Source organism: Pseudomonas sp. GM102 (assembly GCF_000282555.1).
In the GTDB taxonomy this organism is placed as follows: Bacteria; Pseudomonadota; Gammaproteobacteria; order Pseudomonadales; family Pseudomonadaceae; genus Aquipseudomonas.
In genome coordinates, this window is record NZ_AKJB01000004.1 from 12,044 (window position 1) to 33,062 (window position 21,019).

The window sequence follows — 21,019 nt, forward strand, 5'->3', positions numbered from 1 at the left end:
TATCCAGGAAATGCGACCCATGACCGTGTTGAAGATGACCGACCTCGATCTGCAAGGTAAGCGCGTACTGATCCGCGAAGACCTCAACGTCCCAGTCAAGGACGGTGTTGTCACCAGCGATGCGCGAATCCTGGCTTCGCTGCCGACCATCAAGCTGGCCCTGGAAAAAGGCGCGGCCGTGATGGTCTGCTCGCACCTTGGCCGTCCGACCGAAGGCGAGTTCTCGGCCGAGAACAGCCTCAAGCCAGTCGCTGACTACCTGAGCAAAGCCTTGGGCCGCGAAGTGCCGCTGGTGTCCGATTACCTGGGTGGCGTCGACGTGAAAGCCGGCGACATCGTGCTGTTCGAAAACGTGCGCTTCAACAAGGGCGAGAAAAAGAACGCTGACGAACTGGCCAAGCAATACGCAGCCCTGTGCGACGTGTTTGTGATGGACGCTTTCGGCACCGCTCACCGCGCCGAGGGATCGACCCACGGCGTGGCCAAGTTCGCCAAAGTCGCTGCTGCTGGCCCGTTGCTGGCCGCCGAACTGGACGCACTGGGCAAGGCCTTGGGCGCCCCGGCTCAGCCAATGGCCGCTATCGTTGCCGGCTCCAAGGTGTCGACCAAACTCGACGTGCTCAACAGCCTGAGCCAGATCTGCAACCAGCTGATCGTCGGCGGCGGCATCGCCAACACCTTCCTGGCTGCTGCTGGTCACCCGGTCGGCAAATCCTTGTACGAGCCGGACCTGTTGGACACCGCCCGTGAAATCGCTGCCAAAGTCAGCGTGCCACTGCCGGTGGACGTGGTGGTTGCCAAGGAATTCGCTGAAAGCGCTACCGCGACCGTCAAGCTGATTGCCGACGTGGCCGCAGACGACATGATCCTGGACATCGGCCCACAGACCGCGGCGAATTTCGCCGAGCTGTTGAAGTCGTCCAAGACCATCCTGTGGAACGGCCCGGTGGGCGTGTTCGAGTTCGACCAGTTCGGTAACGGCACCAAAGTGCTGGCCCAAGCCATCGCCGAAAGCTCGGCGTTCTCCATCGCTGGCGGCGGCGACACCTTGGCGGCCATCGATAAATATGGCGTTGCCGAGCAGATCTCCTACATTTCTACCGGCGGCGGCGCGTTCCTCGAATTCGTCGAAGGCAAAGTGCTGCCGGCCGTTGAAGTCCTGGAAAGCCGGGCCAAGGCCTGAGGCCGCCCATTTGACCAGGCAAAGGAGTGTTCACATGGTCAGGACCTTAATGCTGTTGATCGCCGCGGGTATGCTGGCGGCTTGCGGGAGTAACCCGAAAGCCACGCCGGAGCCCGCGCCGCAAACACACGAAAAAGGCTGCTACCAAGCCGACTGGCAAGCGGAAACCAACCCGGTGATCAACAAGCGCTCCGGGCCCGATGGCCTGGACAAATACGAGACACAGACCCCGGCCAAGGAACATGGTTGTCCTTGAGGGGTCTGACTCTTTACTCAAGGCTGGCGGCGTGTGCCGTCAGTCGAGGAACACGGATGAAAGGCTTTATCGCCGTTGCAGCATTGGCATTGCTGGCAGGTTGCGCCAATTTGAACCTGTTCAACGCTGCCGAGCCAGCGGGCAGTTGGACCACCTGGACTTGCGATAGCCAGGCCAAAGTGCTCTGGCGCTACACTGACATCAACCGCAAGCAAGTCGACGTTCGCCTGGGCGGTGCCGATCAGGTCTACCGCTTGAAGCTTGAACCGGGCGCCGAAGGTTCGCTGTACAGCAACGACATGCTGGCGTTTCACGTAAAAGGTGAGGAAGGCCTGGTTTACTGGGTCGCCACCAACGATTTGATCGGCCGCGGTTGTAAAGCCGAGTAATTGAAAGCTTGCGCAAAACCTGTAGGAGCGAAGCTTGCTCGCGAAAGCGGTTTAACTGACAACACCTGTGTTGAATATGATGACCCCTTCGCGAGCAAGCTTCGCTCCTACAGGAAATCGACGGCTTGTAGAGATTTAGGCAACACCGAATTCGCAGCCCGGGCCAACCCCCGATCTGCAATAACTTGAATAGCCGCCGCCGCTACGGCAGGCTGGCACGATTAACGACCCTCAACCGGGAGAGACACACACAATGGCACTTATCAGCATGCGCCAGATGCTGGACCACGCAGCCGAGTTCGGCTACGGCGTTCCAGCCTTCAACGTCAACAACCTTGAGCAGATGCGCGCCATCATGGAAGCCGCTGACAAGACTGACTCCCCGGTGATCGTCCAGGCTTCGGCCGGTGCTCGCAAATACGCAGGCGCCCCGTTCCTGCGTCACCTGATCCTGGCGGCAATCGAAGAATTCCCGCACATCCCGGTGTGCATGCACCAGGACCACGGCACCAGCCCTGACGTCTGCCAGCGCTCCATCCAACTGGGCTTCAGCTCGGTGATGATGGACGGCTCCCTAGGCGAAGACGGCAAGACCCCGACCGACTACGACTATAACGTCCGTGTCACCCAACAAACCGTAGCCATGGCTCACGCCTGCGGCGTTTCGGTAGAAGGCGAGCTGGGCTGCCTGGGTTCGCTGGAAACCGGCATGGCCGGTGAAGAAGACGGCATCGGCGCCGAAGGCGTTCTGGATCACAGCCAAATGCTGACCGACCCGGAAGAAGCTGCTGACTTCGTCAAACGCACCCAAGTCGATGCCCTGGCCATCGCCATCGGCACCAGCCACGGCGCCTACAAATTCACCAAGCCACCTACCGGCGACGTGCTGGCCATCGACCGCATCAAGGAAATCCACAAACGCATCCCGAACACCCACCTGGTAATGCACGGTTCGTCTTCGGTTCCGCAAGAGTGGCTGGCGATCATCAACCAGTACGGCGGCGACATCAAAGAAACCTACGGCGTACCGGTTGAAGAAATCGTCGAAGGCATCAAGCACGGCGTGCGCAAGGTTAACATCGACACCGACCTGCGCCTGGCCTCCACCGGTGCGATGCGTCGCCTGATGGCCACCAACCCTAGCGAATTCGATCCGCGTAAGTTCTTCGGCGCGACCGTGACTGCTATGCGTGATGTGTGTATCGCACGTTATGAGCAGTTTGGTACGGCGGGCAATGCTTCGAAGATCAAGCCGATCTCGTTGGAAGCGATGTATCAGCGGTATTTGAAGGGTGAGTTGAACGCTAAGGTTAATTAAGCCTCTGCGTTAAACAGCGTTTATAAGAAACCCGCCGTGAGGCGGGTTTTTTGTGGGCGGAGATTTAACGGTGATATTTATCTTGTTTCAGTAGTTCGATTTAAAATCCTGGCAGGCGGGAACTCAGGTGTATGCACTATGGGTTATTTCGAATTGGTATAAAAAACTATCAGAAATAACAGTTGGTAGGGCTGCCACCAAAATCTATTCTTTGGTTTCCGATAATTTGAAAGGTGGTGGTGAGTACATGAACACAATCAATAAAGAGAAGGTTCAAGATACAGGTATTGTAAAGGCCTTTGTAACTGATGGTAGCGGTGTGTCGCACAAACTTAATGCATCGCCATGGCGGCAAGTATATGAGGGTTATTTTTATTTTCATGCCATGGAAGATATAGGTGGAAGGGATTATCACATAATGCTACGGTTTTTAAGGACTTTAGAAGCAAAAGTATACGAACTTCCACATCCTGATATCTTAGCGATTACCGATTTTCCAGTCAGCGGGTATCAGACAATAACTGAAGGTAAAGTGACGTTGGAAAAGAGCGGAGAATATCCTGAAGGCTTTTTTGAGTATTCCGCCCCTAAAGAAAAGGTTTCAGCTAAGGGGACTTTTGTTTTTAAAGGTGATAAGAAATAGCTCAATCTCAGTAGTGCTTGGAGGTGTTGGGTAAAGACCGAAAAATGCTGTTTTTTACAGAGAGGAAGGGGCGGATCAATTAAATAATCTCCTGTGTCTTTTTTGTTATTGTTGCCAATAGTTAATGGCTGTCAAATTAGACGGGCAGGCTACTATTCCAATTGCACCAGCGCCGGGAAGTATCAAAAGCTCTAAAGGACCTGTACCGTTCACGCTTCCGAAAGAATCAGAATAAGCAAGTAATATAAAACCCGCAGAGATGCGGGTTTTATATTTCTTGAAAATTGATTACTGAGCCTTGGGAGAATCAAACCCACGCTGTTCAATTACCCCAAACACATCGGCAATGTCCTAGACCATGATCCGGGCGACTTTGGTGACTGCAACCGGAGTGTAGGACGCCTGCGCGGTCTTGTGGCGAGGGGGCTTGCCCCCGTTCGGCGGCGCAGCCGTCGTAAAACCGGGCACTGCGGTGGGTCTGAGGATATCGGGTAGAGGGTTTGGGGCTGCTTCGCAGCCCAACGGGGGCAAGCCCCCTCGCCACAGTCGGAGCAGTCCTGCGAGTTTTGCGGATGCCAGGTTCGTTCTTAGCCTGTGAGAAAAGGGGACAGATTTATTTAATCGTCCCTTATTCAGTGAGTTGAACGCTAAGGTTAACTGAGCCTGAGCGTTAAGTTGCGTTGATAAAAACCCGCCGAGAGGCGGGTTTTTTATTGGAAGCAAGTTTGCTCGCCTTGGTCCAACCGAGCCGCGATTACTCCTTCAGCTCGACGTGGTCCAGCGCCTGGTTCACCGCCAGCTCGCCGAGCATGACCACTTGGGCGATGCCCAGCAGGGTCTTGCGATGGGAGGTTTCCAGCAGCGCCGCGAAATTGTTGAGCATGGTGGTGGCCGAGCCCAGTGTTTCGCTGGCGTTGGCCAGCAGGGATTCGGTGTTCTACTTCGGATTGGCCAAGTACATGGGCTCGGGTTCGTTGGTGGTGGCCATGATTTTGGCGGCCGGGTTGAGGTAATGGTCGAGGGCGCGCTCGGCGGCTTTGTGGAATTTTTTTGAGTCGGGGGATTCGTAGGGGGATGCCGGGTCGGTGACCGGCGGATGCGGCGTTGATTTAGTCATTTGCTCGAAACCTGATTGGAGTGCCCCCTCTCTGGCTACTAATCAAAGTGGAGGCAACTGTACGCAGGTTAGTAGACCGGGGTTTCGAGCAAGCCGGCGCACCCGAAGGTGCCCTGCGCACAGTTACCATCAAGCGCAGGAATCGAAATCCCTGACTGACAGATGCTTGTGCACCAAGCTCGAAACCACGGGCTACTAAACCCGATCACTGGAAATCAGTGACGCGAATTAAGTTACCGGTGGGCTTCAAGGCGCACAAGCCGGCGGATTCTGGCGTACCTGTAGGCGGTGACGCAAGCCGTTGTAGGCTTCATGAAGTAACGCTGAGTGTCTTTAAACGTGGGCGTTTAAGTGGGGGCTGATGCCGGTCAGTGAAGGGATGGAGTTGGACATAAAAAGAACCTGTGGCGAGGGAGCTTGCTCCCGCTGGGACGCGAAGCGGCCCCCAAAAAAGAGGACTGCTGCGCAGCCCAACGGGAGCAAGCTCCCTCGCCACAATGGGTGGATTCCTACGAAGTTTTTGGAGCAGAAGATCAAAAGATCGCAGCCTTCGGCAGCTCCTACAGGAGATCGAGTCGCCTCAGGTGTCGTGATCGATATCCAGCTTGCTGAAGTTCACTTCCCCGCCTTCAGTGGTATAGCCGGTGTTGTCCTGCACATAGGCGCCGGCCTTGAAGTACAGCGGTTTATCACGCCACATCGCGCTGATGTCGGTGTCCCATTGGTAACCCGCCGCACTGATGCCCAATGCACCGCCGGGGCTGAGGTGGATGAGGTAGGAAAACTCCCGATCGAGTTTCACGCCGGTGGCGATGGTGATGACCCGGGCGGTGTCGTCGTCGGGGTGCATGCGGACTTTGGCGACGATGTTTCCGGTCTCGCTGGAGTCCTTGTATTGATATTCGAGCTTCACCATGGGCTTCTGGCTTTTGTAGGCATGGATCTGACCAATGACAATCTTGCCCGTGCTGGGTACCTTGCTGACCGTAAGGGTCGCACGCAGAAAGTTGTCCGCGTCGGGGTAGTACCAGTTTTTCAGCGTGCCATTGCTGTAGGTTTCGCGCAGTTCGGTGCGAGGGTAAATCGCGTTTTCAGTGCGGGTGCCGGTTACCGGGGCCCAAAAAAACAAGGTGCCGGTGTCGGAGTGGAAGTATTGATCCTTGAAGCCGTCCACCAGTTTGGTTGTTTCAACGGTGTACGGCGGACTGCCGACAGGAACGCTGAGGTTCCAGGTTGCGAGATCGATCATATTCGAGCTTCCACTTTTTTCTGTACGCACGTGCCAGAAGCTCTAGCCCGCGCCTTCGGGCTGTCTTTATAAGCGTAGAGCGGTTGTTTGTTAATGCCCGTTTGGCAGATGGTTGACGTCAACATCCTGTCGAAATGCCATCTCTCCCGGTTTCCGGGGCCTGTAGGACTGACCGTTAGTCGGCTATGTGAAACTTTACTGAGGTGATGGCACACCGGTAGCTTCTGCTTTCGCGGATCCGGGTCTAGAGTGAAGTCGCATTATGTGTCCGGTTTTCACAAGAGACCGGCCTGAGGTCCCGAACAAGAGATGCAGCATGGAATGCGCACAACCTATGCCAGCTGAAGGCAGCTCAATCCTTTTAATCGTTGATGATTACCCCGAAAACCTGATCAGCATGCGCGCTTTGTTACAGCGCCAGGACTGGCAGGTCATCACCGCGGCTTCCGGGTTTGAAGCGCTCAGTCTGTTACTCGAACACGATGTCGACCTGGTACTGCTGGACGTGCAGATGCCGGGTATGGACGGTTTCGAAGTGGCGCGCCTGATGCGTGGCAGTCAGCGAACCCGCCTCACGCCGATCATTTTCCTTACTGCCAACGAACAATCCCAGGACGCCGTGATCAGGGGCTACGCCAGTGGCGCGGTGGATTACCTGTTCAAACCGTTCGACCCGCAAATTCTCAAACCCAAAGTCCAGGCCCTGCTTGAGCATCAGCGTAATCGCCGTGCTTTGCAGCAGTTGAGCCATGACCTGGAAGCCGCTCGTGCCTTCAATGCCTCGGTGCTGGATAACGCCGCCGAAGGCATTTTGGTGGTGGGCGAGGACGGGTTGATTCGCTTTGCCAATCCGGCAATGTCCCGCTTGCTCAATGCCACGGTGCATGAGCTGCAAGGCAAGGAGTTTCTGGATTTCCTGCAAAAACCGCACATCCCGATCTGGGCCGACTCCGAATTGTTTGCCTGCTACAAGCGCGGTGAAACGCTGCGCCTGCACGATGCGTTGCTGCGTACCGCGCCCGGTCAGCAAGTGCCGGTGGCATTGTCCTGCGCGCCTTTGCCCACCGAACAAAATGCCATGGTGGTGACGGTGCTGGACATGTCGGTGGTGCACCATCTGCATCAGCAGCTGGAGTTTCAGGCGGTGACCGATCCGCTGACCGGGCTGCTCAATCGCCGGGGGTTTTATCAGACGGTTGAAAACCTGCTGCTGCGCGGCGAACGCTCCGACAGCACATGGGTGCTGTTGTACCTGGACCTCGACGGCTTCAAGCGGGTCAATGATTCCCTCGGCCACGATGCTGGCGACCGGGTGCTGCGATGGGTGTCCGAGCAGTTGAAGGCGTGTCTGCGGCCCTTCGATATTCTGGCGCGGATGGGTGGCGATGAGTTCACCGCGCTGCTGGATCTTGAGCTCCCCGAGCACGCGGCGAAGATTGCCGAGAAGCTCATCGAGCGGGTGTCGATCTGTCAGCAAATCGAAGGCATGGACATCGCCTTGGGCGCCAGCATCGGCATCGCCACTTACCCCGACTGCGGGGCTAATCTCGACGGGTTAATGCGGGCGTCCGACATCGCCATGTACGAAGCCAAGCGTGCCGGGCGTCAGCAATATCGCTTCTACGATCACGAAATGAATGGCCGGGCGCGCTCGCGGTTGATGCTCGAAGAGAGCGTGCGCACGGCCATCGAGAACCGTGATTTCAACCTGGTGTATCAGCCTCAGGTAGCCATTGCCGACGGGCAGATTCGCGGGTTCGAGGCGTTGCTGCGCTGGCAGCATCCGAGTGTCGGCGATGTGCCGCCGGGGCTGTTTTTGCCGTTGCTGGAAGAGGCGCGGTTGATCAGTCGCCTGGGCAGCTGGATTTACCATCGTGGGGCCAAACAGCGAAAAGCCTGGGAAACCTTGTTTGCCGAAGATCTGGTGCTGGGCGTCAGTTTGAGCAGCACGCAATTCGGATTGCCCAACCTGGTCACCGAGCTGCGCCAGGTGCTGGACCGCCATGGTTTGAAACCGCGGCAGCTAGAGGTCGAGGTCACGGAAGAGGCCTTGATGCTTAACCCCGACGAAACCCGCAAGCAGCTGCGTTTGCTGCGCAATTTGGGAGTGCGGGTGGCGCTGGATGACTTTGGTTCCGGGGCTTGTTCGCTGGCGCACTTGCGCGACCTGGAACTGGACACGCTCAAACTCGACCGGCATTTGATCGCCCGGTTGCCGGGATCCGAACGGGATGCAGCGCTGGCACGCAGTGTCATCGATTTGTGCAAACAGTTCGGTCTGTTAGTCATCGCTGAAGGGGTGGAGACGGTGGCGCAATATGAATGGCTGCAAGCCAACGGTTGCCAGTATGTGCAGGGGTTTCTGGTCGCGCGGCCGTTGATGGCCGAGGACACCCGTCACTTTGTCGAGCCGTTCGACTGGAGCGCGCTGACGAGTTGAATTCGTTACACTGACGATCTTTTCGTGACTCGTGTTGCCGCCCCAATGACCGCGTTGAAATACCTCCAGGCCTATCCCGCTACGTTGCAGGACCAGGTGCGACAGATGATCGCCGAAGGTCGGTTGGGCGACTACCTGAACCAGCGATATCCGCAAAAGCACGGGGTGCAGAGCGACAAGGCGCTGTACACCTATGCTTTGGACCTCAAGCAGGAATACCTGCGTAACGCCCCGGCGATCGACAAGGTGTTATTCGACAACCGTCTGGACCTGACCCACCGCGCGCTCGGCCTGCACACTGCGATTTCCCGGGTGCAAGGCGGCAAGCTCAAGGCCAAGAAAGAAATTCGCATCTCCTCGTTGTTCAAGGACGCGCCCTCCGAGTTTCTGAAAATGATCGTGGTGCATGAGTTGGCGCACTTCAAAGAGTCGGATCACAACAAGGCGTTCTACAAGCTGTGCGAACACATGTTGCCGGGGTATCACCAGGTGGAGTTCGATGTACGGGTGTACCTGACTTGGCGGGATATGCAATAGAAGATCAAGATCAAAAGATCTTATATAAGGAGCGCATGGATGGACGTGAGCAAGACCAAAAGCAGCTTCTACCGCCGGTTATACGTGGCGTACCTGATCGACAGCGGATTGGCCAGCAGCGTCCCGGCGTTGACCGAAGTCACCGGCATGCCTCGGCGCACGGCCCAGGACACCATCGCGGCATTGGCGGATCTGGATATCGTTTGTGAATTCGAGCAGGAAGAAGGCGCGCGCAACCATGCGGGACGCTATCGGATTCGCGAGTGGGGGGCGATTGATCGAGGGTGGATCGAGCGTAATCTGCGGCAAATCAAAGCGGTGTTGGAATATCCCTGAATTTCTGCGGCGACAGGGCTGACGCCTTCGCGGGCAAGCCTCGCTCCTACAGGGGCGGAGGTGGCCGACACATAACTTGTAGGAGCGAGGCTTGCCCGCGAAGAGGCCCTCAGGAACGACGCATCCCGATATGCGGAATGTCATCCTCCAGGTATTCCTCACCCACCACCACAAACCCGTACCGCCCGTAGTACCCCTGCAAATGCGCCTGGGCCGAGAGGTAGACCGGCACTTCAGGCCAGCGCTTATCGGCCTGTTTCAATGCCTGGCTCATCAACTCATGCCCAAGCCCGGTGCCGCGTGCAGCGGGAGCAATGATCACCCGGCCAATCACCACGTCGCCGCCCTGTAACTCCGGGTCGAGCAAACGCAGGTAAGCCACCAGACGATCCCCGTCCCAGCCCATCAAATGGCAGGTGTCACCTTCCAGGTCCTGCCCGTCGATGTCCTGATAAACGCATTTCTGCTCGACGACGAACACTTCAGCGCGCAGCTGCAGAAGGGCATACAGCTGCTCTTTACCCAGATCACTGTGGTGCTTGCAGACCCAATCGATTGTCATCTTCAGATTCCTTGAACAACGTTGCTCCGATACTAAGCGTCCTGGCGCGGGATGTCTTGATGGCAGAGAAATCTGTGACAAAGGCCAAAATGCCATCATTCATTTCTCGCGAGATTGTCTTCTTTGTGTAATCTGCGATGCAGCGCTGTGCAATGTCGTCGATAAGCTAATGTTAGGACCTGGGTTTCGCCGGTAGAGGGGCCTTGGAGTTTTGGCTGAAAAACACGTCGGGCAGCCCGCCCGCTAAGGATTTTCTGGCATGCCGCGATTGCATCGAGCGTTTGCTTTGATTGGATTGCTGTTGCTGACACAGAGCGCGGCAGCGGAAAAACTGCGTCTGGTAGCCGATGCCTGGCCGCCCTTTACCGACGCCACGCTGGTCAATGGCGGACTGGCCACGGACATCGTCAGTACTGCTCTGGCCCGGGCCGGTTATGCCAGTAATTTCGAACAGGTGCCATGGGCACGAGCCTTGTTTGGGGTGGGCGAGGGGCGTTACGACGTGCTGGTCAACGCCTGGTACACCGACGAGCGCACGAAGCTGGGGCAGTTTTCCGGCGAATACCTGCTCAATCGCGTGCGCTTTCTCAAGCGCAAAGACACGCCGATCGAATTCAACAACCTGCAACAACTGCACACTTTCCCGATAGCGGTAGTACGCGGTTATGCCTATTCGCAAGCATTCGACGACGATGTGTCGCTGCAGAAAGTACCCGTGCATAGCTTCGCCATGGCCGTGCGCATGGTCGCGGCCGACCGGGTCAAGCTGACGCTGGAAGACGAGTTTGTCGCTCGGTATTACCTTTCTCGGGAGTCATCCAAAGTGCGCAATGCCGTGGAGTTTTTGCCCAAGCCGTTGAGCGAGAACAGCCTGCATATTCTGGTGAGCCTGAAGAATCCGCAGCATGAGCAGATCGTTGCCGGGTTCGACCGCGAGATTGCGGCGATGAAGGCTGATGGGAGTTATGAGAAGTTACTCAAGCAGCATGGGATGTGATCTGAAAGGACTGCGGTGTCTGAGCTGACGTCTTCGCGGGCAAGCCTCGCTCCTACAGATTAGGTGTCTGGCACAAATCCCGTGGCCGACACTGATTCTGTAGGAGCGAGGCTTGCCCGCGAAGAGGCCGGCCCTGTCACTAAAAATCTCAAGCCTCGCTCGTATCCTTGATCAAATGCGCCGCCAACGTCCGCAACGGCCCCAGCTGCCGGCAGATCAACGCCAGTTGCGTCTGCACCAACCGCTGCCCTTCATCGATCTCATCCGGCATCTGCTCAAGCCCATTGGCCAGCGCTTCTTCCTCATCACTCTGAATCGCAATCGACTGTTTGCTCGCCAGGCCTTGGGCGATTTCGTCGAGGCTGGTGGCCAGGCTCACGCCGGCGCCGTCGATCAAATGCTCGCGCACGTCCGACGGTAGTTGGGTTTCGCGGTGTGCCCCCAGCCCCGACAAATAGCTGAGCAAGGTGTGCGACAGCACCAGGAAACGGAACCCGACGTCCGCCTCCTTACGGAAGTGCCCCGGCTCCATCAGCATGTTGGCCAGCGTCGTCGACAACGCGGCATCGGCGTTGTGCGCGTTGCGTCGGGCCAGGCGATAAGCCAGGTCGTCGCTTTTACCGGCGGCGTATTGCTGCATGATCTGGCGCAGGTAAATGCTGTTGCAGGTCAGGGTGTTGGCCAACACTTTGTTCAGGCGTCGACCTTGCCAGTCCGGCAGGAATAGGAACACTGCCAGCCCAGCGATCAGACTGCCGAGCAAGGTATCGAACAGTCGCGGCAGAAGCAGTCCATAACCATCGCCCACCTGGTTGAAGCAGAACAGCACCATGAGCGTGATCGCGGCAGTCGCCAGGGTGTAGCGGGTGGTGCGATTGGTAAAGAACACCACCCCTGCGACGATGGCGAAGCTCGATTGGATCAACGGGTTAGGGAACAGATCGAACAGCGCCCAGGCCACGGTCAGGCCGATGGCAGTGCCGATGATCCGCTGCCCGAGTTTGCGCCTGGTGGCGCCGTAATTCGGCTGACAGACAAACAGCGTGGTGAGGATGATCCAGTAACCTTGCGACGGGTGGATCAAATGCACCATGCCGTAGCCGATGCTCAACGCCAGGGGCAGGCGCAGGGCATGGCGGAACAGCAAGGACGTCGGCGTCAGCTGCGTGCGCAAGCGTATCCAGACATCCTTGAGGCTGCGTGGCGAACGGTCGAGCAGGCTGCTGTCGGTGGCGTCTGCGAGCGCATCGGGGTTGCTGGCGTCGCTGAGTAAACGGTCGAGGGTGCCGAGGTTGGCGGCCAACGCTCGCAACGAACGCAACAGGCCGCGCCAGGCCGGATTGCTCTGGATGCGCAGGTGTTCGAGGGACGCGTGCAGGTCGCTCAGGGCCTCGGCGAAGCTTGCGTCATAGGTGAACGGCTGGCGCATCTGGATCGATTCGGCCAGCGCGCGGCAAGCCTTGCCTTGCTGGCGCAGCAGGCGCTGACAGCGGAATAGCACATCGCTGTGGAAGAACGCTTCGGCCAGCGCGTTGTAGGGGTAATGTGAGGAACTGGCGCGCTCGTGGATGTCCTGGGCGAGGAAGTACAGCTTCAGATAACGGCTGACTTTTACCCCCGGCCGACCGTCGCCGACCCGATGCAGAATGATTTCCTTGGCGGCGTTCAGGGCTGCCACCACCCGACCATTCTGTTGGGCCAGTTCCAGCCGCCGCGCTTCCACGTCCATCTGGCGGATCGGTTCGAACAGCGACGATTTCAGTTTCAGGTAATAACCCAGTTCACGGAACAACCGCGCCAGGCTCTGCTGCACCGGCTGGTTGGAAAACATTGCCTGCCACAGCACCGAGAGCAAGCCATACCACGCCGCACCGGCCACCAGCAGCACCGGCTCATGCCAGAAATCAGTGACCGCGCCGCCGCGTTGGTCCACGCCGATCATGGTGTAGACCGACAGAATCAGCGTCGCTGAAGCGATCGCGCCGTATCGTTCACCCAGCGCGCCGAGCATGGTCAGGCAGAAGCTGGCCAGGGCAAAGGCGATGATAAAGAGGACGGGGTAGGGAAAGAGCAGTTCGACGGACAGGGCGGCGACCATAAAACACACGAGCGTCACGGCCAGCGCGTTGAGGCGACCCTGCCAACTGTCGTCGGTTTCGGCCAGGGCGCTGGCGATGATCCCCAGGAACAATGGGATCAGCAGCCCCATTTCATCCTGATACCAACACAGCGCCATGCTGCCGGTCAGGGCGATGAATACCCGCACGCTGTAGCTGAATTTATCCAGCGCCCAGAGGCGACGCAGAGACTGCCGAAATGTGGTCGATGACATGAAGTGCGAAGGCCTTCCGAGGCAATGACGCTAAATTGAGCCACTAATGACGTCGACGCAATGGCGCCGATCACATCTGACAGCAAAATCTGTTCCTTTAAAGATCAATGCATAACGAATGTGGGAGCGAGCCTGCTCGCGATGAGGCCGGTACATTCAACATTTATGTCGACTGTCAGACCGCTATCGCGAGCAGGCTCGCTCCCACAGGTTATTGGTTCGATCAGACGAATTGCGCGGCGGCGTATCCGGAAGCCCAGGCCCACTGAAAGTTGAAACCACCCAAGTGCCCGGTAACGTCGAGCACTTCACCGATGAAATACAGGCCCGGGCTTTTCAGCGATTCCATGGTCTTGGACGACACTTCGCGCGTGTCGACGCCGCCCAGGGTCACTTCGGCCGTGCGGTAGCCTTCAGTGCCGGCCGGCACGACTTTCCAGCTCGCCAGTTTTTCGGCGATGTCTGCCAGCTCGGCGTGGGTGTACTGCTTCATCGGTTTGGAGACGAACCAGTTGTCCGCCAACAGGTTGGCCATCTTCTTGGTGAAGATTTCACCGAGCAGGGTTTTCAACTCGCTATTGGGACGTTCGGCCTGCTGCTGTTGCAGCCAGCTCGGCACGTCGTGATCCGGCATCAGGTTGATTTCCACCGTGTCGCCGGATTCCCAGAACGACGAAATCTGCAAGATCGCCGGCCCGCTGAGGCCTCGGTGGGTGAACAGGATGTTCTCGCGGAAACTCTGGTCGTTGCAGCTCACCAGGCAATCCACCGACGTACCGGACAGCTCGGTGCAAAGCTCCTTGAGCTGATCGGTGATGGTGAACGGCACAAGGCCGGCGCGGGTCGGCAGCAGGTCGTGACCGAACTGCTTGGCCACTTGATAACCGAAACCGGTGGCGCCGAGGGTTGGAATCGACAAGCCGCCCGTGGCGATCACCAGGGATTCGCAGGTGATCTGGCCCAGCGTAGTATCCAGCAGATAACCGTTTTCCAGCTTCTCGATGGTCTGAATCGAGGTGTCCAGGTGCAGGCTGACGCCGACCTGATCGCACTCGTCGAGCAGCAGCCCAAGGATGTCGCTGGATTTGTTATCGCAGAACAACTGGCCGAGTTTCTTCTCGTGGTACGGCACGCCGTGTTTGGCCACCAGACCGATGAAATCCCACTGGGTGTAACGCGCCAGGGCGGATTTGCAGAAGTGCTCGTTCTGCGAGAGAAAATTGCCCGGTTCGGTGTACATGTTGGTGAAATTGCAGCGGCCACCGCCTGACATGAGGATTTTCTTGCCGGCCTTGTTCGCATGATCGAGCAACATCACCTTGCGCCCGCGCCCGGCGGCGGTCAGCGCACACATCAACCCTGCGGCGCCAGCGCCAATGATCACGACTTCGGTAGAGCGCAAAACGGTGTCCTCACACAATGATCGTTCCCGCGCTCTGCGTGGGAATGCCGCCATGGACGCTCTGCGTCCGCCGTTATGTGACGCGGAGCGTCACGGGATGCATTCCCACGCAGAGCGTGGGAACGATCAGGTTAGAGGATGCGCACGCGCAGCGAGCGGCCTTTGATTTTACCGTCGTTCAGGCGCTGCAAGGCTTGCTTGGCGATCCCGCGCTCCACGGCCACATAAGCCTGGAAGTCGAAAATCGCAATCTTGCCGACCTGGGCACCCGGGATGCCGGCATCGCCGGTCAGTGCGCCGAGAATGTCGCCCGGACGTACCTTGTCTTTGCGGCCCGCACCAATGCACAGCGTGCTCATCACCGGCAGCAACGGTGCGCCGCCCTGGGATTTGAGGTTGCTCAGCTGATCCCAGCTCAACGGCGACTTCTGCAGTTGCTCGATGGCTTGGGCGCGGTGGGCTTCGGACGGGGCGACCAGGCTGATCGCGATGCCTTTCTCGCCCGCACGACCGGTACGGCCGACACGGTGAATGTGGATTTCCGAGTCACGGGCCAGTTCAACGTTGATCACCATGTCCAGCATATCGATGTCCAGACCGCGCGCGGCGACATCGGTGGCGACCAGTACCGAAGTGCTGCGGTTGGCGAACATGGCCAATACCTGATCGCGGTCACGCTGTTCCAGGTCACCCTGCAGACCGACGGCGGAGATGCCTTTGGAGGTCAGGTGATCAACGGTTTCCTGAACCTGCTGCTTGGTGAAGCAGAAGGCAACGCAGGAAGCAGGACGGAAATGCGCGAGGACTTTGACCACCGCGTCCATGCGCTCTTCCGGAGAGATCTCGTAGAAGCGCTGCTCGATCTGCGTATCGTCGTGGAACGCCTCGGCCTTCACGATCTGAGGAGTGCGCATGAATTTCGACGCCAGTTGCTTGATGCCCACCGGGTACGTGGCGGAGAACAGCAGGGTCTGGCGGCGCTCCGGGGTCTGGGCGATGATTTCTTCGATGGAATCGTAGAAACCCATGTCGAGCATGCGGTCGGCTTCGTCGAGGATCAGCGTGTTCAGGCCATGAAGCACCAGCGAACCCTTGCGCAGGTGCTGCTGGATACGCCCCGGGGTGCCGACGATGATGTGCGCGCCGTGCTCCAGGGAGCCGATCTGCGGGCCGAAGGACACACCGCCACACAGGGTCAGCACCTTGATGTTGTCCTCGGCACGGGCCAGGCGACGGATTTCCTTGGCAACCTGGTCAGCCAACTCGCGAGTCGGGCAAATGACCAGCGCCTGGCAACCGAAGAAGCGCGGATTGATCGGGTTCAGCAGGCCGATACCGAAGGCGGCGGTCTTGCCGCTGCCGGTCTTGGCCTGGGCGATCAGGTCCATCCCCTTGAGGATCACCGGCAAGCTTTGCGCCTGGATCGGCGTCATCTGGGCATAACCGAGGGAGTCGAGGTTAGCCAGCATGGCGGCGGACAGCGGCAAAGTATTAAAAGCGGTGGCGATGGTGGTCACGGGACTGGCCTGCAAAACAAAATGTCGCGCAGTGTATCAGTCTCATGGCCATTCGCCTGAAGTTTCCGGACGAGAAGTCGTAGGGTCAGTGCTCGATATCGTGCTCGCGGCTGACCATCCGTCGGCCATCCTTGGGCGAAAGCTGCGAGAAGATGGTTGCAGCCAGCATCGCCATGATACCGACCGTCACAAATGTCAGCTGGAACGCGCCCAGAACCGTGTCCACGCCGTCATTGCCGATCTCTGCCGTGAAGCCGCCGAGCAGGGCGCCGGCGCAGGCCACACCGAGGCTCAGGGACAATTGCGCGACCACCGACAGCAAACTGTTGCCGCTGCTGGCGCTGGCGTCGTCGAGGTCGATCAGGGTGACGGTGTTCATCGCGGTGAACTGCAAGGAGTTGATCGCCCCCAGAACCGCCAACTGAGCCAGCAGCAGCCAATACGGCGTCTGCTCGCTGACCAGGCCCATGCTGGCCAGCATGATCCCCAGCGCCAGTGTGTTGCCGGTCAGCACGCTGCGATAGCCGAACCGTTCGATCAGCGGCCGCGCCACCGACTTGGCGACCATCGCGGCCGCAGCCAGGGGCAGCATGCTCATCCCGGCCTGTGACGGCGAATAACCCAGCGCCACTTGCAGCAACAACGGCACCAGAAACGGTAATGCGCCGCTACCCAGCCGAGCGAACAGGTTGCCGAGGATGCCCACGGCGAAGGTCCGGGTCTTGAACAGCGATGGCGCAAACAGCGGATTGTCGATGTGCCCGGCCCGCAGCCAATACGCCGCCAGACAGGCCATGCCGCCAAACAGCAGCAGCATCACCCGCAAGTGCGGCAGGTGCAGTTCGCCGAGGCCTTCCATGGCGATGGTGATCAATACCATCGCCGCGCCGAACAGCAAAAATCCCAGGCTATCAAAGCGCGTGCGTTCGCTGCCGCGCAGGTCAGGGATGAATTTCCATACCGCATAGCAACCGAGGACGCCCACCGGCAGGTTGATCAGGAAGATCCAGTGCCAGGTCAGGTATTGCACCATCCAGCCGCCCATGGTCGGGCCGATCAGCGGGCCGAGCAGGCCGGGAATGGTAATGAACCCCATGATCCGCACCAGCTCCGAGCGTGGATAGGCACGCAGCACCACCAATCGACCGACCGGCAACATCAGCGCGCCACCGAGGCCCTGAATCACCCGGGCGCCGATGAGCATGCTCAGGGTGCTCGACAAGGCGCAAAGCAATGAGCCGAGGCTGAACAGGAGGATCGCGCCGAAAAAGATCTTTTTGGTGCCGAAACGGTCGGCGATCCAGCCGGAGGCGGGAATCAGTAAGGCGACGGTGAGCATGTAGGCGATGATTACGCCCTGCATGCGCAGCGGGTCTTCGGCCAGGTCACGGGCCATGGCGGGGAGGGCGGTATTGAGGATCGTCCCGTCGAGGGACTGCATGAAGAAGGCAATGGCCACAACCCACGGTACCCAGCGGGCGGTGACGGCGTCGAGAGGTGGGCGGTTGGGCATGGGACCTCTTGTGGGTTAATGCAGATTCATGGTCGACGTTGAACCCTGTGGCGAGGGAGCTTGCTCCCGTTCGGCTGCGAAGCAGTCGTAAATCCGGCGAATGCGGTATGTCTGATAGAACGCGTTTGCCGATCTAGAGGGCCGCTTCGCAGCCCAACGGGAGCAAGCTCCCTCGCCACAGGTTTGTGTTTACAGCGTCAACGTAAGTCGGCTGACGAGCGCGCCCGGCAACAGTGCCGAAGCAGTCGCCCGCTGACTGTAGGTGCTGGCCGACAGCAGCAATTCACGCTCCTCGGTCAACGCTTCCAGCTGCGAACCGAGCAGGCTATAGACGCTGTCATCGAAACGCATGGTGCTGACCGGCGCCTGAATCTCGCCGTTCTCGACCCAGAAAGTCGCAAACCGGGTCATGCCCGTCAGGCGCGCCGCCGGTTGGTCCGAGTAGTTCAGGTACCACAGGTTGCTGATGTAGAGCCCGGTGCCGAGGCGCTTGAGGATGTCCTTCTGCTCCAGATCGCCGCCGTTCATGACCAGCGCCGTCGGGTATTCATGGCTGCTCGCGCCGTTGGCAGTGAGGCCGTATTCGGCGGCGCTGCGGGAATTGATCAGTCGGGCATTGGCCATGCCTTTGGCGATCAACCCCAGATCATCGCGAGGATAACCTTCGTCGGAAAACGCCGGGCTCAAGGAACCGCTGACCTGCTCACTCAACCATACTCTGGGGCTGAAGCAGGCTTCGCTGGCGTAGAACTTCTGCAACGGGCTCTGTTTGCTGGCAATCGCCTGGGCCGAAAAACCGCCCCAGCTCAGCATGCCCATGATTTCTTCCAGCGCCGCCGGCGCGAGATAGGCGCGGTATTCGCCGGGCGCCAGCGTACGCAATGGTCGACCCAGAAACGCCAACTGCTCGCGGGCCTGCTGGAAGCGCCTGGCAAAACCTTCGCTGCTCCAGTCGTGCCCGGCATAGCTGGCTTTCACCGCCTGACCGTTTTCATGAAACAGGCTGAAATCGAAGTTGAAGCTGTTGGCCTGATGCCAGCCGAACGCGCCCGAGGAACTGGCGAAACCGCGACTGATCGGCCCGGCGGCATAGAAACCGACCAGGTCCAGGCCCTCAGCAGCCTGGGTGATTTCAGCGACCACTTGCTCGGTGTCCGGCAGCGGATGCTCCTGCACGTTGTTGCTCTGCCAGTCGTTATGATTGAGCTGCAGGTACGGGTCCTGAGGCAACAGTGGCAAGGTTTCGCGCAACTGCTGCAGACCTTCGGCCAGACGCTGAAGATCGACTTCGTGGTCGCCCGACAACGTGATATTCAGATCGGCATGACGACCCTCGTTAATCAACTTGAACCCGACACTCGCTTGCTGCACCTGCCCGGCCTGACGGACCATGGCGTGGTTGAAGCGCACGAAAGCCGACGACTCGGCGGCGTAGCTGAGGGTGAATTGCTCCGGTGTGCGCAGTGCATCGCGCAGCCAGTTGACCAGGTCCTTGAATGACTCGGCCTGGCTATTTGAAGTGCTCGTGGCAGTACTCATCAGGCATCTCCCCCAAACACATCCACATTGCTGAACACACAGGCCGGCGACGCGTGACCGACGCGGATCACCTGGTTTGGTTCGCCCTTGCCGCAGTTCGGTGTGCCTAGCACTTTGACGGTGTTGGCATCGCCGACAGCGCTGAGGCTTTTCCAGAATTGTGCGGAAATCGCCCGGTAGTTCGGGTTCTTCACCACACCCTTGAGTTCGCCGTTTTCGATCAACTGACCCCATTCGCAACCGAACTGGAACTTGTTGCGCGCATCGTCGATGGACCACGAACGGTTGGTGCTCATCAAAATGCCGTGTTCGATATTGCCGATCAGCTGTTCCAGCGGCTGATCGCCGGGCTCGATGTTGAGGTTGGCCATACGGTCGATCGGCGGACGATTCCAGCCACACGCGCGACTATTGGCTACGCCGTCGAGGCCAGCACGGAATTGCGACAGCGCACCACCGAGCGGACGCAGCAGCAAACCTTCTTTAATCAGAAATTGCTTGCTCGCGGCGCTGCCGTCGTCGTCATGGCCGTAGCTGGCGAGTTGCTCGGGGATGTCCGGGTCGAACGTGACGTTGAGCAGTTCGGAGCCGTATTGCAGGCTGCCGAAGTCTTCTGCCTTGACGAAACTGGTGCCGGCGTAATTGCGCTCGTCGCCCAGGATGCGGTCCAGTTCCAGCGGGTGACCGATGGACTCGTGGATCTGCAGCATCATCTGGTCGGGCATCAGCAGCAAGTCGCGCGGGCCTTGCGGGGTGTTCGGCGCCAGCAGCAATTGCAGCGCCTGATCGGCGACTTTCGGGCCGGCACCGATCAGGCCGCAACGGCTGATCACATCAAAGCCGCCTTGTTGGCCGAAATTCTCACGGCCCAGGGTGCGGGTCTGGCTGTCGTTGCCGTCGTAGGCGGTGACGTCCAGGCTCGGGTAGACGAAGCGCTGGGCCTGACGCAACTCGGCACCGGCACTGTTGAGGTAGATTTGCTCGACGTTGGTGATGCCGATGCTCGCCTGCCAGTTCACCAGTCGCTCGTCCTTGGGCACGGCGGCGGATTCGGCACCGAGCAACTGGTAGCAATCGCTGAGGGACGGGAAGGGCTGGTCGAAGTTGGGCGAGAAATAGTCGGCGCGGTCGCTGGAGACGGCTTGCTCGCGCAGGTCGAGCAGGGCGTGAGGCTTGAGTCGACGGGCTTGTTGCTCGGCTTTCTCCAGCGCGGCTTGCAGGCCGGATTGGGACAAGTCGTTGGTGGCGGCATAGGCTTCGACGCCGTTGACCCGAACGGTCAGCATCGCGCCTTCGTCGCGGCTCAGGCTCGGCGGTTCGGCGACGTTCTTGCGCACCGACAGGTACTGGCCGGACTCGCGCACATAACGCAGCGAAAAGAATTCAGCGCCCGTGCGCAAGGCAGCGAAGCGCTGCTTGAGCTGGGGGTGGAAATCGAACATTCGGGAACCTCCTTGGTATGGAGTTGCGATGTATCGGTATTGCGAGGGGGTGAAGCGTTTGCGTGGCGCTAGATTAGGCCTGGGCGGGGGGTAGATCAAGGGCGCAGCGGTGTAGGGAGTGATTGCCAGGATGTGTCAGGTCGAGATGTGTTGTCTGGTCGGGCCCCTTCGCGGGCAAGCCCGCTCCCACAGGGATCTTGGGTGGATCACACATTTGCAATCCAACCCGAAACCTGTGGGAGCGGGC

At 59.0% G+C, this 21,019-nt stretch carries 17 protein-coding genes and 1 pseudogene; 9 read left to right on the forward strand and 9 right to left on the reverse strand.

What is annotated here, in order from left to right; all coding sequences use genetic code 11:
* Window positions 1–19: 19 nt before the first annotated feature.
* The 5 genes from PMI18_RS27705 to PMI18_RS0129235 all read left to right on the forward strand — a co-directional run bounded on the left by PMI18_RS27705 (window position 20) and on the right by PMI18_RS0129235 (window position 3,789).
* A complete protein-coding gene (locus PMI18_RS27705) occupies window positions 20–1,183 on the forward strand; it encodes a phosphoglycerate kinase (protein ID WP_007894933.1) in 1,164 nt (387 codons plus the stop codon).
* Between the two features lie 34 nt (window positions 1,184–1,217).
* The gene (locus tag PMI18_RS27700) at window positions 1,218–1,439 is read left to right on the forward strand and encodes a hypothetical protein (RefSeq protein ID WP_007894934.1); all 222 of its coding nucleotides are present in this window, start codon (window positions 1,218–1,220) and stop codon (window positions 1,437–1,439) included.
* 56 nt (window positions 1,440–1,495) lie between these two features.
* Window positions 1,496–1,828 (forward strand): MliC family protein, encoded by a 333-nt coding sequence (locus PMI18_RS27695; RefSeq protein ID WP_007894936.1) that lies wholly within the window; start codon window positions 1,496–1,498, stop codon window positions 1,826–1,828.
* Between the two features lie 253 nt (window positions 1,829–2,081).
* Window positions 2,082–3,146: a class II fructose-bisphosphate aldolase gene (fba, locus tag PMI18_RS27690; RefSeq protein ID WP_007894938.1), complete on the forward strand. Its 1,065-nt coding sequence runs from the start codon at window positions 2,082–2,084 to the stop codon at window positions 3,144–3,146.
* Between the two features lie 127 nt (window positions 3,147–3,273).
* A complete protein-coding gene (locus PMI18_RS0129235) occupies window positions 3,274–3,789 on the forward strand; it encodes a hypothetical protein (RefSeq protein ID WP_007894939.1) in 516 nt (171 codons plus the stop codon).
* A 754-nt stretch (window positions 3,790–4,543) separates the two neighbouring features.
* Here the strand turns inward: PMI18_RS0129235 and PMI18_RS0129240 are convergent.
* Together PMI18_RS0129240 and PMI18_RS27685 are read right to left on the reverse strand one after the other, a co-directional pair.
* Window positions 4,544–4,906, reverse strand: a pseudogene (locus PMI18_RS0129240) (DUF6124 family protein).
* Between the two features lie 580 nt (window positions 4,907–5,486).
* Entirely contained in the window at window positions 5,487–6,155 is a 669-nt protein-coding gene (locus tag PMI18_RS27685; protein ID WP_007894942.1) for a polysaccharide lyase family 7 protein, read from the reverse strand.
* Between the two features lie 316 nt (window positions 6,156–6,471).
* Here PMI18_RS27685 and PMI18_RS27680 point away from each other — a divergent pair, with 316 nt between their 5' ends.
* From PMI18_RS27680 to PMI18_RS27670, 3 genes are read left to right on the forward strand one after another with little or no spacing between them, the layout of a single operon-like run.
* A complete protein-coding gene (locus PMI18_RS27680) occupies window positions 6,472–8,595 on the forward strand; it encodes a putative bifunctional diguanylate cyclase/phosphodiesterase (RefSeq protein WP_007894943.1) in 2,124 nt (707 codons plus the stop codon).
* A gap of 45 nt (window positions 8,596–8,640) precedes the next feature.
* Window positions 8,641–9,132, forward strand: coding sequence for a M48 metallopeptidase family protein (locus tag PMI18_RS27675; RefSeq protein WP_007894944.1), 492 nt, complete (start codon window positions 8,641–8,643; stop codon window positions 9,130–9,132).
* A gap of 39 nt (window positions 9,133–9,171) precedes the next feature.
* Window positions 9,172–9,468 (forward strand): winged helix-turn-helix domain-containing protein, encoded by a 297-nt coding sequence (locus tag PMI18_RS27670; protein WP_007894945.1) that lies wholly within the window; start codon window positions 9,172–9,174, stop codon window positions 9,466–9,468.
* A gap of 109 nt (window positions 9,469–9,577) precedes the next feature.
* Here the strand turns inward: PMI18_RS27670 and PMI18_RS27665 are convergent, their stop codons facing one another.
* Complete coding sequence (locus tag PMI18_RS27665; protein ID WP_007894950.1) at window positions 9,578–10,030, reverse strand: GNAT family N-acetyltransferase; 453 nt, start codon at window positions 10,028–10,030, stop codon at window positions 9,578–9,580.
* Window positions 10,031–10,289: 259 nt separating this feature from the next.
* Here PMI18_RS27665 and PMI18_RS27660 point away from each other — a divergent pair, with 259 nt between their 5' ends.
* Complete coding sequence (locus tag PMI18_RS27660; RefSeq protein ID WP_007894952.1) at window positions 10,290–11,027, forward strand: substrate-binding periplasmic protein; 738 nt, start codon at window positions 10,290–10,292, stop codon at window positions 11,025–11,027.
* A 148-nt stretch (window positions 11,028–11,175) separates the two neighbouring features.
* Here the strand turns inward: PMI18_RS27660 and yccS are convergent, their stop codons facing one another.
* The 6 genes from yccS to PMI18_RS27630 form a co-directional block, all read right to left on the reverse strand.
* Window positions 11,176–13,359: a YccS family putative transporter gene (gene yccS, locus PMI18_RS27655; protein WP_007894953.1), complete on the reverse strand. Its 2,184-nt coding sequence runs from the start codon at window positions 13,357–13,359 to the stop codon at window positions 11,176–11,178.
* A 223-nt stretch (window positions 13,360–13,582) separates the two neighbouring features.
* Complete coding sequence (locus PMI18_RS27650; protein WP_033035652.1) at window positions 13,583–14,761, reverse strand: NAD(P)/FAD-dependent oxidoreductase; 1,179 nt, start codon at window positions 14,759–14,761, stop codon at window positions 13,583–13,585.
* 131 nt (window positions 14,762–14,892) lie between these two features.
* Window positions 14,893–16,230: an ATP-dependent RNA helicase DbpA gene (gene dbpA / locus PMI18_RS27645; protein WP_238542572.1), complete on the reverse strand. Its 1,338-nt coding sequence runs from the start codon at window positions 16,228–16,230 to the stop codon at window positions 14,893–14,895.
* A gap of 133 nt (window positions 16,231–16,363) precedes the next feature.
* Complete coding sequence (mdtD, locus tag PMI18_RS27640; RefSeq protein ID WP_007894965.1) at window positions 16,364–17,791, reverse strand: multidrug transporter subunit MdtD; 1,428 nt, start codon at window positions 17,789–17,791, stop codon at window positions 16,364–16,366.
* A gap of 189 nt (window positions 17,792–17,980) precedes the next feature.
* Entirely contained in the window at window positions 17,981–19,330 is a 1,350-nt protein-coding gene (locus PMI18_RS27635) for a TldD/PmbA family protein (RefSeq protein ID WP_007894966.1), read from the reverse strand.
* On the reverse strand, window positions 19,330–20,772 hold the full coding sequence (locus PMI18_RS27630) for a TldD/PmbA family protein (protein WP_007894967.1): 1,443 nt from the start codon (window positions 20,770–20,772) through the stop codon (window positions 19,330–19,332). Before PMI18_RS27630 ends, PMI18_RS27635 begins: the two co-directional genes overlap by 1 nt.
* Between the last annotated feature and the right edge of the window lie 247 nt (window positions 20,773–21,019).

What these genes read in the sequence shown, in the direction of transcription:
- PMI18_RS27680 (WP_007894943.1), top strand. Translation starts at nt 6,472, where the DNA reads ATGGAATGCGCACAACCTATGCCAGCTGAAGGCAGCTCAATCCTTTTA.
- PMI18_RS27635 (WP_007894966.1), bottom strand. Translation starts at nt 19,330, where the DNA reads ATGAGTACTGCCACGAGCACTTCAAATAGCCAGGCCGAGTCATTCAAG.
- PMI18_RS27675 (WP_007894944.1), top strand. Translation starts at nt 8,641, where the DNA reads ATGACCGCGTTGAAATACCTCCAGGCCTATCCCGCTACGTTGCAGGAC.
- mdtD (WP_007894965.1), bottom strand. Translation starts at nt 17,791, where the DNA reads ATGCCCAACCGCCCACCTCTCGACGCCGTCACCGCCCGCTGGGTACCG.
- PMI18_RS27630 (WP_007894967.1), bottom strand. Translation starts at nt 20,772, where the DNA reads ATGTTCGATTTCCACCCCCAGCTCAAGCAGCGCTTCGCTGCCTTGCGC.
- PMI18_RS27670 (WP_007894945.1), top strand. Translation starts at nt 9,172, where the DNA reads ATGGACGTGAGCAAGACCAAAAGCAGCTTCTACCGCCGGTTATACGTG.
- PMI18_RS27685 (WP_007894942.1), bottom strand. Translation starts at nt 6,155, where the DNA reads ATGATCGATCTCGCAACCTGGAACCTCAGCGTTCCTGTCGGCAGTCCG.
- PMI18_RS27665 (WP_007894950.1), bottom strand. Translation starts at nt 10,030, where the DNA reads ATGACAATCGATTGGGTCTGCAAGCACCACAGTGATCTGGGTAAAGAG.
- yccS (WP_007894953.1), bottom strand. Translation starts at nt 13,359, where the DNA reads ATGTCATCGACCACATTTCGGCAGTCTCTGCGTCGCCTCTGGGCGCTG.
- fba (WP_007894938.1), top strand. Translation starts at nt 2,082, where the DNA reads ATGGCACTTATCAGCATGCGCCAGATGCTGGACCACGCAGCCGAGTTC.
- PMI18_RS27695 (WP_007894936.1), top strand. Translation starts at nt 1,496, where the DNA reads ATGAAAGGCTTTATCGCCGTTGCAGCATTGGCATTGCTGGCAGGTTGC.
- PMI18_RS27700 (WP_007894934.1), top strand. Translation starts at nt 1,218, where the DNA reads ATGGTCAGGACCTTAATGCTGTTGATCGCCGCGGGTATGCTGGCGGCT.
- dbpA (WP_238542572.1), bottom strand. Translation starts at nt 16,230, where the DNA reads ATGCTGGCTAACCTCGACTCCCTCGGTTATGCCCAGATGACGCCGATC.
- PMI18_RS27660 (WP_007894952.1), top strand. Translation starts at nt 10,290, where the DNA reads ATGCCGCGATTGCATCGAGCGTTTGCTTTGATTGGATTGCTGTTGCTG.
- PMI18_RS27705 (WP_007894933.1), top strand. Translation starts at nt 20, where the DNA reads ATGACCGTGTTGAAGATGACCGACCTCGATCTGCAAGGTAAGCGCGTA.